The organism is Psychrobacter immobilis (assembly GCF_003148585.1).
GTDB classification, from domain to species: domain Bacteria; phylum Pseudomonadota; class Gammaproteobacteria; order Pseudomonadales; family Moraxellaceae; genus Psychrobacter; species Psychrobacter immobilis.
In genome coordinates, this window is sequence record NZ_QGGM01000006.1 from 116,137 (window position 1) to 131,145 (window position 15,009).

A 15,009-nucleotide genomic window follows, 5' to 3' on the forward strand; every position below is an offset into this window, starting at 1 on the left:
ATCACGTTTAGCGTCTTTTTCATACTCTTATTTATTACTTTAATTATTAAATAAGCACTTACATATCAAAAATCTTGCCACGGTTCATAATATTATTTGGATCAAAGACTTTTTTCACTTCTCGTAAGTACTCAATCTCAATCTCGCTGCGGCTATAATGTAGATACGGCTTTTTAGTCATACCGACGCCATGTTCAGCCGAAACCGAACCGCCATATTTTTGCACGGTTTCAAACACATACTTATTAACAACCTGACATTCAGCAAAGAAATCATCTTTGCTCATGTTTTCAGGCTTTAGAATATTAAGGTGCAAGTTACCATCACCGATATGCCCGAACCAGCAAACTTCAAAGTCAGGGTAGTTGCTGCTGACGATGTGATCAATCTCGGTGATAAACTCAGGGACATAGCTTATCAGTACGGATACATCGTTCTTATAAGGCGTAAATACTGAGATGGTCTCGGAGATGTATTCGCGCAATTTCCACAGCTCTTCAGCCTGTGCCAAGCTTTGGCTCATGACACCATCGACGACCCAGCCTTGCTCCATACAATGCTCAAATATCGCCATGGCTTTATCCATGATCGGCTCGTACGGCGCTTCAAACTCTAATAGCGTATAGAACTTGGTACGCGACTCAAATGGCTCTTGTACTTGACCGTGTGCCATCAACTTATCAATAGCCACATCATCAAAGAATTCAAAAGCGGTCAAATCAATCTTCGCTTGAAAGGCTGATAGCACATTCATGACATCATTAAAGCTGTCCATGCCCAGTACCATGACATTTAAGTCTTGTGGCTGACGCTCAAGCTTGATTTGCGCATGGGTGACAAGCCCAAGTGTGCCTTCGCTACCGATAAACAATTGGCGCAAGTCATAACCCGTAGCGTTTTTGACCATACCGCGATTGAGCTGCAAGATATCGCCTTTACCAGTGACCACTGTCAGCCCCATAATCCATTGACGAGTCATGCCGTAGCGTATGACTTTGATACCGCCTGCATTGGTGCCAATATTGCCACCTATCTGACTTGAGCCAGCTGAGGCAAAGTCGACAGGGTAGTACAAGTCTTTAGACTCTGCGAATGCTTGCAACTGCTGAGTGATAACACCGGCTTCGACTTCAACTATTCGATCGGCCGGATAGAACTGTCCGATACGGTTCATTTTATCCATACTGACGACAATCTCGCCATTGGCGGCGACAGCACCAGCTGACAAACCGGTACGACCGCCACTTGGGGTTAAGACCACATTGTGCTCATTGGCAAGCAGTACAATCGCTTGTACTTGCTCAGTAGTCTTCGGAAAGACGATGGCAGCAGCAGCAGGGGTAAAGTGCTTGGTCCAGTCCTTGCCCCAATGCTCTAAGCTCTCAGTGTCGGTTTTGATTTGGCTGGCGTCAAACTGATGAACATCCATCAAAGTGCTCAAAATAGTTTGAACAGCAGCTGTATGGGTTGCAGAGGTGCTTTGGCTAGATAAAGAAGTCATGGTCAAATCTCGGTATAAACGTAAGCGCTATGCCTAAAGGGGATTATTATATCGCTAAATGGATATAAACATAGCCACATAGGTATGTTTATATAGTACGTATTTGTGTGATTATAAGTGAGCCAGTAAAGCAATGATAGAAAGATGTCATGCTGCGTGCTTATATGGCTGTAAATGGTAAAAAATAGTTTAATAAACGTCGAACAGCGTGATTTACTATAGCATAAAAAGTTTTCAGGCTTGATAACCAATAATTCATCTAATCTGCTAACATCGCCGCCCAATTTTGTGTAAGATATCCAGACTGTTTTCGTTTCACCCACCCTATAGTTAAAGCATTGGTAAGTGGTTACGACGTTAACCTCATTTAATGTACTCAGTGTATGGTTTGCGCTTGGTTACTTTGTACCTACTTTAAACGGCTTCGACTACAGATTATCCCTCAGATAATTTCACAAGACAATTATAGGACAGTTCTCATATGGCGTTATCACTACAAAAAGACAAAATCCGGTTTTTATTGCTTGAAGGTCTACATGACAATGCTTTAAAAGTATTGGAAGGAGCTGGTTATCATAATATCGAGAATATCAGTCACGCATTAGATCAAGATGAGCTGATCGAAAAGATTAAAGACGCTCACTTTATCGGTATCCGTTCGCGTACGCAATTGACACGTGAAGTACTTGAGCACGCGCACAAGCTCATCGGTATTGGCTGCTTTTGTATCGGTACTAACCAAGTAGACTTAGACGCTGCACGTGATTTGGGTATTCCCGTCTTTAACGCGCCATACTCAAATACCCGTTCGGTGGCTGAATTGGTATTGGCTGAAGCCATCATGCTATATCGCGGCATTCCTGAAAAGAACGCGACCGTACATCGTGGCGGTTGGGGCAAGTCTGCGACCAATTCACATGAAGTACGTGGTAAGACTATCGGTATCGTCGGTTATGGTTCTATCGGTTCGCAACTGTCTGTCTTAGCAGAAAGCTTTGGCATGAAAGTCATTTATCATGATGCTGTGACCAAATTGCCACTAGGTAATGCGGTACAAGTAAGTAACCTAGAAGAGCTACTATCAACGGCTGACATCGTGACTTTGCATGTACCTGATGTGCCAAGTACTCGCTATATGATGAAAGCAGAGCAGTTCGCCCATATGAAAGACGGCAGTTACTTTATCAATGCCGCTCGTGGTACTTGCGTAGAGATTGATGATTTAGCCGCTGTGCTTGAATCTGGTAAAATCTTGGGCGCAGCGATTGACGTGTTCCCGAAAGAGCCAAAATCAGCTGATGAAGAGTTTGAATCACCACTGCGTAAATTTGATAACGTCATCTTGACGCCGCACATTGGTGGCTCAACTCAAGAAGCACAGGCCAATATCGGACTTGAAGTCGCTGATAAGTTTGTTAGATACTCTGACCAAGGTGACACAGCGACAGCCGTGAACTTCCCAGAAGTTTCTATTCCATTCAAAGAAAACTCGCATCGTCTATTACATATCCATAGAAACGTGCCAGGCGTGCTATCTCAGATCAACCGTCTGTTTGCAGAAGCAGGAATTAACATCCTAGCACAGAGCCTAATGACAGAAGGCGATGTCGGTTATTTGGTCATGGATGTTGATTATAATGATTCAACTGCCGCGCTAGATCAGTTAAAAGACGTAGAAGAGACGATTCGCGTGCGTATTTTGTTTTAAATAATATTTGCATGCAAACATAATTTTTAGCATAGCAATAGCAGACCATCATTCAGATAGTCTGCTATTTTTTTGTCTTAAATCAAGCAATTGCAATGTTCAATCATGGCATTGATGCTTTTTATTTATAAGTAACCCAAATTATAGCGAATGTAAGTTTTACATTCACTATACTCATTTTTATATAAGTTAACATTATCTTAATTATAGGGTCTTATTAACAATATAAACTACACCAGTACATTAAGCCTATAATGATGAATATATTTTTAATGAACAACATGATTGATTATGTTTTTGAGGTAAATCACGGTTATTTTCTGCGGATAAGCATATTTAAAAATGGTAAATAGCTTGCTGAAGAAGGTAATTTATTTAACACATACAATTGACTGAATAGGATGATTCATGAAAAACAACTTACTCAAGGCAGCTGCATTTGGTAGCGTATTAGCTATGACTGCAACGGCTAGCCATGCTGCTGGTGATCAAGATAAATATCAATTATCTAGTCATATTTTAGATATTAGTACGGGCAAACCAGCACCAAACGTCAATGTAAAACTGATGATGCAAGAGAAAACTGGTAGCTGGAAATTGCTTAATGCGCAAAAGACTGATAATAATGGTCGTATCGGCAACTTCTTACCGAATCAAGACGGTGTTGAGCATGACGGTACTTATAAGTTGATTTTTGAGACGACTCCTTATTTCCGAAATCAAGGTCTAGAGTCTTTCTATCCATATGTTGAAGTCAATTTCAATATCGAAGGCGATAATCATTACCATGTGCCAATCACTTTATCTCCATACGGCTATAGCACTTACCGCGGTAGCTAAGCCATATTACGTACTAAGTAAGTCATAAGTTAGTACTAATAAAGCAGAAAAGGACGCCCCAATCAAATATTTGATTGGGGCGTCCTTTTTGCTTTTATCAAGCTTAAATTTATTCAGCGTTAGCTTTATTGGCTTCTTCTGCTTGACGACGTGCTTCAATTTTAGCGGCTTTGCGTTTCTCAATCACATCAATCACATCGCTACCAATATGCGCTTCGCCACGTTTCTTTGCTAACTGCATTTGATGCTCACGTTCGCGAAATCTGGCTTTTTGCTCACCCGTTGCTTTATCAATACAATGCGGGCAAGACTCGCCTTTGATATAAGCAAGGCTTTGCATGTCATCGACAGTAATGGGCATACGGCAGGCGAAGCATTGCTCATAGTTTCCTTTTTCTAAGTTATGATTGACCGACACGCGGTTATCAAAAACGAAGCAATCGCCTTGCCACATAGAGTCGCTGGCTGGAATTTCTTCTAGATATTTTAAGATACCACCTTCTAAATGATACACCTCTTCAAAGCCTTGTTCACGCATATAAGCAGTAGACTTCTCACAGCGTATACCACCAGTACAGAACATCGCGACTTTTTTATGTTTGGCTGGATCCATCTCTTTTGCGACGTATTCTGGGAACTCGCGGAACGTTTCGGTATTTGGATTGACGGCATTTTGGAACGTACCGATTTTAACTTCATAATCATTACGGGTGTCGATAAGAATGACGTCAGGGTCTGAGATTAACGCATTCCATTCGCTTGGTTTTACATAGCGTCCAACTGATTGCAATGGGTCGATATTTTCAACGCCCATGGTAACGATTTCTTTTTTGAGCTTCACTTTGGTACGATAAAAAGGCTGAGCATCGGTATAAGATTCTTTAAAGGTAAAGCTGCCAATCGCTTCGATACTGCGCAGATACTCAAGGACGTTATCAATACCTTGGCGTGTGCCAGAAATCGTACCATTAATGCCTTCATTAGCAATCAATAACGTGCCTTTGACATCATTATCGAGCATATTATTTAAAATTGGCTCGCGGTATTGCTCAAAGTCAGCAAAACGCGTGAACTTATATAGAGCGGCAACGACGATGTTATTGGTGACGCTATCGTAGGCTGGGGCTGATTTGTTGTCTGTGACAGTGCTGTTTTGGATATTGCTATCTGTATTGTGGTCTTGAATGGTACTCATATTTTTCTCCTGCTGGCTAGGTCGCAAACCTAGTGCGTTGGGTTTAGGGTGCTTTTTAAAATTAACAGTTGAAATTAATTGGTAAGATTCATAACACTAGCGCAATTGTGGAATTGACTAATGCGGGCGTAGTGTAGCAAATTTCAAGGAAGTTTTGGAGGTTTTATCATTCTTAAGAAAGATATAGGTGGTGATTATAATAATAAAGATAGACAACAAAAAGCCCAGTAAGATACTGAGCTTGTTTTATATTCACTGCGTAAAGCAAAATTAGAGTTTACTTACTCTGGAACCAAGTATCGGCTTTGCTACGAGCGCTAGCGATGTCTGAGCTTGATAAGTTCAATGCCAACTGGCCAATTTTACCGCGTGCTTTGTTACGGACTTTTTCATCAAGCATACCATCACGGGCAGCCAAATCGTACCATTTATAAGCATCGACTAGATTTTTTTGCTTTTCATCGAGCAATGCAAGTGTATAGCTGGCACGGTTATCGCCACGCATAGCGGCTTTTTCTAACCAAACTTTCGCTTGTTGCAAGTTAGGCTGTACACCTTCACCGCGCAAGTACATGATGGCAAGATTCAACTGAGCAGGGGCAACGCCTTGCTGAGCCGCTTTGGTATACCACTGGATAGCTTGCTGGGTATTCTTTGCAATGCCTTCACCTTTCTGTAAGCGCTTGGCTAAATAAAACTGAGCGTGATCGTTACCTTGGGCAGCGCGGTTAGACAGTTCACTAACTGGCATTAGCTCAAAACGTGACGTATCAAGTGGTACGTTTGATATTAACTCAGCGTTTGCTAGACCTGCACAAGAAAATAAGGCAGTAAACAACGCAGCTTTTAATAATTTCATAGCAGCTCCAAAATTAGGCAGTTAATAAGCAAAAAAAGTTGCACCGCTAAAAGGGTTTAGACGGCGATAACAATTAGGTGAAATCTTGCGATACCAACTTACCTAATCATTAGCAATATAATTAATCGATGTAGTGTGGCAAATGCCTTTAATCGAACCGATAAACGGTCAGAATCAGGGTGCGATTGACACTATTTTGCTAGCTTAACACCCAAACTTACGAAACTCAAATACTAATTACATGATTTAATGCTTATTCATACCTCATTGTCCTCAATAAAATCATAGAGTTACTTAAGCGTAAGAATAAATTAACCAGTCATTAAGGTTAAAATTTGTATTTCTGAGTCGTCCTATCGCTTTCAGCTAATGCTAGGGCGTGTCCTCAATTCAATCGATTATCCTCTAAATAGGCAGAAAATGGCTAAATTTTGCCAAACATCGTCAAATAGCTTAGCAATATCTCGATATTATTTGCGCTACTTTCCTTATTTGACAGTAATTTATCTCATTTTTATCACCATTTTTAAAATGAAGATACGCCCTAAGTAGACAAACCTATTATTCGGGTTTTTGTTTGGTGACACGATAGATAGCGACGTCTGCCAATAGGTTGGGTGCTTGGCGTATCAATGCTTTCATAAGTGGCGTATGACCTTTTTCAGAATCGCTGACGGCAAAGCGGTTGACGATATGAATATCATGCTGTGCACAAAGCTGCTCAAAATCCTTAAACGTACACAGATGAATGTTTGGAGTGTTATACCATTCGTAAGGCAATGCCTCTGAGACAGGCATCATCCCTTTAAGTCCTAAATGAATGCGGTTTTGCCAATGAGCAAAATTGGGAAAGGTGATGACGGCTTCGCGAGCAACACGTAGCATGTCAAGTAAGAGCACATCAGGTGATTTGACCGCTTGCAGCGCCCGTGCCATGACGACGGTGTCGAAACTGTTATCAGCAAAACGTGCCAGACCATCATTCAAGTCTTGCTCGATGATAGATAAGCCTTTGGCGATACCATCGTTGATTTTTTCTTCGTCAATCTCAAGTCCGTAGCCTGTGACGCCGCGATTTTGTTGTAAATGCGCGAGTAGCTCACCATTACCGCAGCCCAAGTCTAGTACATGTGAGTGCGGCGCAATCCAGCGCTCAGCCAATTGATGATCCATTCTCATGAGCGTGCTCCTGATTTTTGCTGGCTGCTTTGATTTGTGCTTTGTGCTAGTTGTTTTGATTTGCTGTCGGTGATAAATGGCGCAGTCAAAAATCCTCGGACGGCACCCATATAACGGGGAATATCAAATAAGAAAGAATCATGACCATGCGGCGCATCGACATTGATGTAGCTAACTGGTTTGCCAGTCGCCATCAGCGCATCGACAATCTCTTGTGAGCGCTCCGGTGCAAAGCGCCAATCCGTGGTAAATGAGACCACTAGGTATTGGCATTGCGTATGGGCAAAGGCGGCTTTGAGCGCAGACAGCTCTTGCTGACGATTCTGTTCACTCTCATCTATCGTTGCCACTGTACCTTCTAAGGCAGGTTGCGTGCTTTGTTTACTAGATTCCACTGATGTGGCAATCGAGTCCTTAAGCTGTGCTGCTGATTTTGTCGAATCTGTTGCCATGGCTGATGGATAATCACGTGTTGGATCAAAATAATCTAAAGCTTTGGTCATGAGCAAATAAGTATTGGCATCGAAATTTTCGCTAAAGCGCTCGCCTTGATAGCGTAGATAGCTTTCCACTTGGAACTCAACATCGTAGCCATACATAAATTTGCCAGATTTTAAATCACGACCAAACTTTGCCTTCATCGCGTCATCGGTCAAGTAGGTGATATGCCCAACCATCCGAGCCAATATTAGCCCGCGACGAGGGTAGGTGCCTGCTTGTAAATAACGTCCCTCTTTGAAATCAGGGTCAGATAAAATGGACTGGCGCGCCACTTCGTTAAAAGCGATGTTTTGGGCTGAGAGCTTTGGCGTGCTGGCGATGACCACACAGCGTTTTAACCGATTTGGATAATCAACTGACCATTGAAGCGCCTGCATACCACCCATTGAGCCACCAACAATGGCGTGCCAAACGTCAATACCGAGACGATCTGACAGCATGGCTTGGGTTTTTACCCAGTCCTTAATAGTGACGAGCGGAAAGTCAGGACCATAAACTTGCGGTTCATTGCTATCTGGATTAATCGTTGTCGGACCAGTAGAGCCGAAACAGCTGCCGATATTGTTGACACATACGACATAAAACCGATTGGTGTCGATCGCTTTATTAGGGCCAATCATATTGTCCCACCAGCCAGCCTTTTTATCATCAGCACTATAGAAACCTGCCGCGTGATGACTACCAGATAGGGCATGGCAAATGAGTACCGCGTTTGATTTGTCGTTATTTAGCGTGCCATAAGTTTCGATGATTAAATCAAACGATGGCAAAGTACGATTACATTCTAACGTCAACGGCTCAGCGAAATGAAAAATCTGAGGCGTGATAATGCCGACTGAACCTACTGAGTCCATGGGATTAACTAAGCTCGCCGAATGAAGCGTATCTGTCGGGGACTGGTCACTGGTATTATTAGGGCGTGCGTTCAAAGCTACCTCGCAAGACAACAATCATCAATAAAATAAAAAGGGCAAACTGTCGATAGGCAGTGTTGCCAATACTGCTTTGCCGACACTGTTTTCTAAATGTTTTTCTTACAATGTGCTTGCCTATTGTATGGTGATGCGCGTAGGAGTACAACCGTCGAGCGAGTCTTTTGAGCATAGTCTTTTAAGCACAGTTTTTAGGGACGATGGGTGGTAGGCAGAGAAGGGTTGGGGTGAATCAATGATTGCTGACTATCAATAAATAGCAACTAAGTATCAAATTGTATAAGTGTACTTTTACCATGCGTTATTAATGGATAAAATGCTACACTAACAAAGCATTCAATCAATCATGACTTAATAATCTTTTATCGCATATTCTTCTTTAATTAACCTAATAATAAAATAGTGCTGCTATGAAACCTGAACTGCCTCCCCGTATTGCCGTCCTATTAGTGAACTTAGGTACGCCAGATGAGCCAACAGCGCCTGCCGTACGTCGTTACTTAAAACAGTTTTTGTCTGACCCCCGTGTCATCGAGATTCCGAAATTCTTGTGGGCGATTATTCTCAATTTGTTTGTATTGCCAAGCCGCCCTAAACGTGTGGCAAAAGCCTATGCCAGTATTTGGGAAGGCGACTCACCGATTCGTAAGATACTAAAGAGCCAAGTGGAGCTATTGGAACCACGGCTTGCAAATAGTGCCGCACCATTTCGGGTTTCTGTCCATCCGGCGATGAGCTATGGCAATCCTGGTTTGCCTGATGTGATGGATACCTTGCGCGGTGAAGGCGTTGATCACTTTGTTATCTTGCCATTATTTCCACAGTATTCCGCTTCCTCTGGTGGCGCTGTTTATGATGCACTGACAAAGTGGACGCTCAAGCAGCGCAATTTGCCGAACTATACTATTGTCAAAGATTACTTTGCGCATCCGCTGTATATTCAAGCATTGGCTGATTCGATTAGCCGCTTTCAAGCAGAGCATGGCAAGCCTGACAAGCTGATGTTTAGCTTCCACGGCATCCCGCAGCCTTATGCTGATAAAGGCGATCCCTATCCTAAGCGTTGTAAATGTACCGCCGCACAAGTGGCTCACGCGCTTGGTCTAAAAGATGACGAATGGATTATCAGTTTTCAATCACGCTTTGGCAAGCAAGAATGGGTCAAGCCCTATACCGATGTGGTACTAGAAGATTGGGGCAAGTCAGGTGTGCGCTCGGTACAAGTCATTAGTCCGGCTTTTTCTGCTGATTGTCTGGAAACGCTAGAAGAGCTGGCCATCGAAAATCGTGAAAACTTTCTCCACGCGGGTGGACAAGAATATCACTATATTCCTGCATTGAACTTGGATGAGGCGCACATTGATTTGCTCGAAGCTCTCAGTGCGCCATTGGTCAAAGGCTGGGCGGGAACGCTAGATGGTTGGGCTTGATTGACTGTATTTGTAAATCATAAAAAATACCGGACATCATGTTCGGTATTTTTTTCTCTAAAGAATTTCAATGCAATTAAATAAAATGGAATAAAGTTGGGATTTTTTGTGACTGATATGTAAGACTATGCCAAATAAACTTTTGTTTTATTGTCATTGTTAATTTTACGTTTGCTTAACTTTATTTTTAAGGATAAACATGTCCAACCCTAGTAGTCCATACGCCAATGTGTCATTACAAAAATCAGATGGTCAGCCACCCGTTTTGCCGCCAACCGATGAGTATGGCAGTGCATTACCGCAGTTGCTAACCAGTCCACGTAAGTGTGATGCAGCGGCTGGCATGAGCTGGATTATCAAAGCCTTTGGATTGTTTAAAAATCAGCCGTTATTATGGTTTGGTATCAGTGTGACATTCTTAGTAATTGTTGGTATTGCGTCTTCAGTGCCTCTACTTAACGTCCTTATCATACCCACTATATTTATGTTTATTGCGGGTATTATCAAAGGAGCAGCTGCGCAATCACAAGGAACTGAGCTACGCTTTGATCACTTGTTTTCAGCGTTTAAAAGTCATTGGCAGCCACTACTCATCCTTGGCTTACTATATTTAGTCGGTATCATTATTGCTCTGATTCCGCTATTTATCGCTATGGGCAGTATGATGTTTTCTATGATGTCAGGTGACATGGGCAATAATTATGGGGCGATGAATGACATCTCCTTAGGCGGTATTTTCTTCGGTTACCTGTTGACTATGCTGCTCATGATACCGCTCTATATGGTACTTTGGTTTGCCCCAGCGCTGATTGTTTTGCACAATCTTGAGCCTATCGCTGCCATGAAAAAAAGCTTTGAAGCAGGTAAGGTAAACATCATTCCTATCTTAGTTTATGGCTTAGTTTTTTCGTTGTTATTGCCTATTTTAATCATCTTAACGTTGGGACTGGGTGCATTTTTAGTGCTGCCTGTTATGTTGCTCACTTACTACACCAGTTACCGAGACGTTTGGACAGATCAGCCATTGTCAGCGCTATAGTTGGTTGCTTACCAGACCCTGATATCAGAAGTAATGTAAGCACAATGAAAAAGCACGCCCGTTATATCGAGCGTGCTTTTTTATTGTTTGAAAGCTTTTTTATCATGAAAGAGCGTGGTTAAAAATCGTCATCATTACTACGTTCCGCCGCGTCTCTATCAGCGATATCGATAATATCTGGATAATCGCTGTCATCCAAATTATCGTCCACTAATACTTCATCGATTCGCGATTCGTCTATATTTTGATGATGGATAGGGGTTAGCCCTTGAATTGCATCACTTCCGGCTTGCGAGTTGTCGAATCCTGCGCTATTGTCAATGACATCATCATTATCAATGGTATGCAACATAGGGTCAGCCAAATCAATTTCTTGGCTGTTATTATTGACGTCCGTATCACCTTCAATGTGATCCATTGCTTCTGGTAGCGGACTTTTTGAATGGTCCATAGTGCGTTCCTTATTATCGATAGTTATTATTAATGGATGTGACTGATTTTATTTATTAAGATTCATTTATTAAAAGCATTGTCTATTAAAAACATTGTGACGTGTTATGACGATTGCTAATAGTAGTAAGGTGTCACAGGATGTTAAAAAAATGTAAGACAAGTAAGAGATAGACATAAAAATAGGAAATATACGATGGTATCAAGTAGTAGGTTGTTCGTCACAATATCCTTAATCAGTGCCACAATAGGTTTGACGGCTTGTGAAGGTGTACCTTTTTCTGGTAGCAGCGCCCATAGCAGCTTGGATAAGGCTGATTTAAAACAGCCATTAATTATCGATGCCAAACTGCCAAAAGCCATGACAACCATAGACTGCGCACAATTGACGCCGAAGCAAATAGTTAAGGTAAAAGGTCACAGCGTACTCAGTGCAAGCTGTGATTTGACAGCCAAGTCGATACGCTTTGAGTTGAATGATTCGCATAGCTCACTTGATTGTCAAGGCGCACTACTCAGTACTCGCGTTGATGATGCATCAAAGGTTAGCGCCATTATAATTAAGCCCAAAACAGATAGCGCTATCGAAGATATTACCGTTGCCAACTGTCATGTGGATGGCTATGGTCATGCGCTACATATTCGCCAATATAGCCAGCCCAATCAGCGCTATGCGCGCGGCTTGATAGACCCTGCTGCCAATCGTGCGCTTGCACCAAGCGCTATTCGCGTGATTAATGTGAGTAGTCAAAACAGTACCAATAGTGGCATGTTTGTCGGTGATCATGTGCATGGCGTGAGCTTTGATAAGGTACGTATTCAAAATGCAGGCACCGTTGGGTTATATCTGGAATTTGGTAGCCGCGATAATGTGATTAAAAATTCAGTGTTTGTCGGTAATGGTTTCCGTACCTTTAAGCCCAATCGTGAGGCTATTGCCGTGGATTCGTCGAGCAATAACCGTATCGAAAACAATCAATTTATCCATAATGGGGCAGGCAGTATTTTGCTGTATCGCAATTGCTTTGAGCATGCTGATGACAGTACGCGGGGCAATCATTTTAAGCGTACCGAGTCGAGCCGTGACAATATCATTCGTGGCAATATTTTTAACGACGAGCCAGTCGGGGTTTGGGTTGCGTCAAGGCAGTCGCGCAATCTCAAAGGTTTTGAATGCGGTGCTTATTTGCTGAAGCAAACGCCATTTGCGAGCTATCATTTAGACAGTGCTAAGGACAATCAAATTATCGATAATCGATTTGAGCAAGTCGATCAGGGCATTATCGTAGAGGATGACGGCACATTTATTAGCGGTAATCAATTCGCTGCTGATGTGAACTTACCGATTAGCATTGGTTCTGAAATTCGGGAAGACAGCGCAGCAGGGGCGATAAAAGAGACGGTTATTAAAAACAATATTTTTACTGGTAAAACTGCTGAGCAAGCCATAAAAATTCGTGAGGCAAGCAAAACGGCTACTCATATTGAGCAGCCGTAAGTGTGGTTGTATATTAAACAAGCGTTACCGGTAAACAACAGTATAACGAATAGGTGATGTGGCTATTAAGCACCAACCTTGGTATTGACCCAGCGGATTACAGAATCTGGCGTGACTTGCGAGACTGCTTGAAAGATTTTTGCTGGCATGCCCACAGAGTAATGCGTACTTTTGAGTTTACGATTGGGACTGGTCGTCAATTTAAACAATGTTTTGGCGACATCGTTGACCGTTAGATGGATGCCCAAGCGATCCATACTGGTCACTTCGATGTCAGCAGTCATGTCAGATTTGACCCACAGCGGCATCACATCGATCACCTTGATACCCAATTTTTCGTACTCAATATTAAGGCCTTCTGTGAGACCTCGCACAAAAAACTTACTGGCCGCATAAGTCGCAACTTCGGGTTGACCATAGATAGCAGAAGCAGAGGACACATTGATAATTTTGCCGTCTTTGCTATCAGCTAGATAAGGCGCCAGTTTATGACAGCCAATCAAAACACCTTTACAGTTGACGTCAATTAAAGCCAATTGCTCATCTAGATTGGTCGTTGGCAATGCGCCACTGACCAGCACCCCAGCATTATTAATGAGTGCATCAATACCACCGAAATGTTCAATCATTTGATTGATCGCATTGTCCCACGAGTCAGGCTGGGTGACATCCAGCTGACCTGTAATAATACGCTGTTGTTTGACGGCTTTCTTAAAAGATTTGTGTTTAATGGCGCTTTTAAGTGTGGCAGTATTGGTCGCAAATAACCCAATATTGTGGCCTTTTTCCGCCAGCTTTTTGGCGGTGGCCAAGCCGATACCACGTGATGCGCCTGTAATCAATATATTCATAATAAGTGACTTAATCGTTATTAATCATGAGTAAATCGAGGTCGTATATTAGGATGCTTATCCCTCGGACTTATTATTATAGTCATTCCACTATAATAATACTGCGTTAGCCTCGCTTGAAGTATTAAATATACATCTACACTCGGTTGTCTTGTACTATTTTTAAATTGAACTGACTGTAGTATAACAAATTCGTCTAAATATATTTTGCTAGAGAGTATAACTATTGATGTAGAGCGCATGGTGATTAATATAACGAGTAGTTATCACTGTTAGCAGAGACACTCTGCGTTAGTGTGAAGCCGTTTGACAATGCAGCTCGCTCGTCTCTTCTACTTGACAGTCGTACTCGTTTAAGTTTAAGCGCCACAAATAAATCAAGGCAATGCCATAAATAGCAGTCTCTGACAGCTCTTCTGTGATGACGCCAAAAGCTTCGGGAATCATAATGGCGTTTTCGCCCATATATTCTAATAATGCCAAGGCGGCGACGCTAAAATACAAAGAAACGGGTACTTTTTTTAATATTGCCCAAAGATAACGCCATGAATAAGCCAATAAACCAACGATCAGCACATAAACGATGGTCAGGACGAGGTCTTCCCACCAGTCATAAGAATGGCTGAACAACACAAAGTCAGTGGGAACCAATAAGTCTGGTAGATAATTTAACTCACGGCGTATCACAGCAAAGAATACCAGCACCGCTGTCAACCAAAAAGCTCGAATCTGTTTAAACGTATTTGCGGCAGAGCTCTGTAGTAAGTACTGCACACAACGTAGCAGACAGGCGAATAAAATAATAATGCCAGGGATTTCGATGATACCATCTGAACTCAAAATAAAAACCTCCTGATTTTTTAAAATAAAAAAAGTGAGCACAAAGGCTCACTTTAGAACGAAATTAATTTAATTACAGGTAACGCAATAAGCCGCTATTATAACGCCAATGTCAGCGCTATAACGTTATTTAATATAACTAATGAGTCATATGTCATTGTTAATACAAGCAAACAAATGCTCTTT

The 15,009-nt window shown here is 42.1% G+C and carries 13 protein-coding genes; 5 read left to right on the top strand and 8 right to left on the bottom strand.

What is annotated here, in order from left to right; all coding sequences use genetic code 11:
- Window positions 1–58: 58 nt before the first annotated feature.
- Window positions 59–1,429, bottom strand: a complete 1,371-nt coding sequence (locus C8D84_RS06980) for an FAD-binding oxidoreductase (RefSeq protein WP_228244509.1) — start codon at window positions 1,427–1,429, stop codon at window positions 59–61.
- 553 nt (window positions 1,430–1,982) lie between these two features.
- Here C8D84_RS06980 and serA point away from each other — a divergent pair.
- Window positions 1,983–3,209, top strand: coding sequence for a phosphoglycerate dehydrogenase (serA, locus tag C8D84_RS06985; RefSeq protein WP_109591030.1), 1,227 nt, complete (start codon window positions 1,983–1,985; stop codon window positions 3,207–3,209).
- 408 nt (window positions 3,210–3,617) lie between these two features.
- A complete protein-coding gene (gene uraH / locus C8D84_RS06990) occupies window positions 3,618–4,049 on the top strand; it encodes a hydroxyisourate hydrolase (protein ID WP_201539760.1) in 432 nt (143 codons plus the stop codon).
- A 109-nt stretch (window positions 4,050–4,158) separates the two neighbouring features.
- Here the strand turns inward: uraH and trhO are convergent, their stop codons facing one another.
- The 4 genes from trhO to metX form a co-directional block, all read right to left on the bottom strand.
- Window positions 4,159–5,244 carry an oxygen-dependent tRNA uridine(34) hydroxylase TrhO gene (gene trhO, locus C8D84_RS06995; protein ID WP_109591032.1) on the bottom strand — a complete coding sequence of 362 codons (1,086 nt, stop codon included), beginning with the start codon at window positions 5,242–5,244 and terminating at the stop codon, window positions 4,159–4,161.
- A 277-nt stretch (window positions 5,245–5,521) separates the two neighbouring features.
- Window positions 5,522–6,103 (bottom strand): tetratricopeptide repeat protein, encoded by a 582-nt coding sequence (locus C8D84_RS07000; protein ID WP_045443681.1) that lies wholly within the window; start codon window positions 6,101–6,103, stop codon window positions 5,522–5,524.
- A gap of 561 nt (window positions 6,104–6,664) precedes the next feature.
- Complete coding sequence (metW, locus tag C8D84_RS07005; protein WP_045443684.1) at window positions 6,665–7,282, bottom strand: methionine biosynthesis protein MetW; 618 nt, start codon at window positions 7,280–7,282, stop codon at window positions 6,665–6,667.
- On the bottom strand, window positions 7,279–8,637 hold the full coding sequence (gene metX, locus C8D84_RS07010; protein WP_109591034.1) for a homoserine O-acetyltransferase MetX: 1,359 nt from the start codon (window positions 8,635–8,637) through the stop codon (window positions 7,279–7,281). The genes metW and metX overlap by 4 nt, the downstream gene beginning before the upstream one ends.
- A 488-nt stretch (window positions 8,638–9,125) precedes the next feature.
- Between metX and hemH the strand changes: the two genes are divergently transcribed.
- Together hemH and C8D84_RS07020 are read left to right on the top strand one after the other, a co-directional pair.
- Window positions 9,126–10,145, top strand: coding sequence for a ferrochelatase (gene hemH, locus C8D84_RS07015; RefSeq protein WP_109591036.1), 1,020 nt, complete (start codon window positions 9,126–9,128; stop codon window positions 10,143–10,145).
- Window positions 10,146–10,344: 199 nt separating this feature from the next.
- Window positions 10,345–11,184 (top strand): BPSS1780 family membrane protein, encoded by an 840-nt coding sequence (locus C8D84_RS07020; RefSeq protein ID WP_109591038.1) that lies wholly within the window; start codon window positions 10,345–10,347, stop codon window positions 11,182–11,184.
- A gap of 118 nt (window positions 11,185–11,302) precedes the next feature.
- On the opposite strand, the gene C8D84_RS07025 is transcribed toward C8D84_RS07020, so the two are convergent.
- Complete coding sequence (locus C8D84_RS07025; RefSeq protein ID WP_109591040.1) at window positions 11,303–11,635, bottom strand: hypothetical protein; 333 nt, start codon at window positions 11,633–11,635, stop codon at window positions 11,303–11,305.
- A 195-nt stretch (window positions 11,636–11,830) separates the two neighbouring features.
- Between C8D84_RS07025 and C8D84_RS07030 the strand changes: the two genes are divergently transcribed.
- Entirely contained in the window at window positions 11,831–13,132 is a 1,302-nt protein-coding gene (locus C8D84_RS07030; RefSeq protein ID WP_109591042.1) for a right-handed parallel beta-helix repeat-containing protein, read from the top strand.
- 65 nt (window positions 13,133–13,197) lie between these two features.
- Here C8D84_RS07030 and C8D84_RS07035 read toward each other — a convergent pair whose 3' ends face one another.
- Both C8D84_RS07035 and C8D84_RS07040 read right to left on the bottom strand, forming a co-directional pair.
- Window positions 13,198–13,983, bottom strand: a complete 786-nt coding sequence (locus C8D84_RS07035) for an SDR family NAD(P)-dependent oxidoreductase (RefSeq protein ID WP_109591044.1) — start codon at window positions 13,981–13,983, stop codon at window positions 13,198–13,200.
- A gap of 291 nt (window positions 13,984–14,274) precedes the next feature.
- Window positions 14,275–14,823, bottom strand: coding sequence for a hypothetical protein (locus C8D84_RS07040; RefSeq protein ID WP_228244507.1), 549 nt, complete (start codon window positions 14,821–14,823; stop codon window positions 14,275–14,277).
- Window positions 14,824–15,009: the final 186 nt, after the last annotated feature.

Coding starts and splice junctions, on each gene's coding strand:
- C8D84_RS07030 (WP_109591042.1), top strand. CDS start 11,831: ATGGTATCAAGTAGTAGGTTGTTCGTCACAATATCCTTAATCAGTGCC.
- C8D84_RS07000 (WP_045443681.1), bottom strand. CDS start 6,103: ATGAAATTATTAAAAGCTGCGTTGTTTACTGCCTTATTTTCTTGTGCA.
- metX (WP_109591034.1), bottom strand. CDS start 8,637: ATGGACTCAGTAGGTTCAGTCGGCATTATCACGCCTCAGATTTTTCAT.
- C8D84_RS07020 (WP_109591038.1), top strand. CDS start 10,345: ATGTCCAACCCTAGTAGTCCATACGCCAATGTGTCATTACAAAAATCA.
- metW (WP_045443684.1), bottom strand. CDS start 7,282: ATGAGAATGGATCATCAATTGGCTGAGCGCTGGATTGCGCCGCACTCA.
- C8D84_RS07025 (WP_109591040.1), bottom strand. CDS start 11,635: ATGGACCATTCAAAAAGTCCGCTACCAGAAGCAATGGATCACATTGAA.
- C8D84_RS06980 (WP_228244509.1), bottom strand. CDS start 1,429: ATGGATGTTCATCAGTTTGACGCCAGCCAAATCAAAACCGACACTGAG.
- C8D84_RS07035 (WP_109591044.1), bottom strand. CDS start 13,983: ATGAATATATTGATTACAGGCGCATCACGTGGTATCGGCTTGGCCACC.
- serA (WP_109591030.1), top strand. CDS start 1,983: ATGGCGTTATCACTACAAAAAGACAAAATCCGGTTTTTATTGCTTGAA.
- uraH (WP_201539760.1), top strand. CDS start 3,618: ATGAAAAACAACTTACTCAAGGCAGCTGCATTTGGTAGCGTATTAGCT.
- hemH (WP_109591036.1), top strand. CDS start 9,126: ATGAAACCTGAACTGCCTCCCCGTATTGCCGTCCTATTAGTGAACTTA.
- trhO (WP_109591032.1), bottom strand. CDS start 5,244: ATGAGTACCATTCAAGACCACAATACAGATAGCAATATCCAAAACAGC.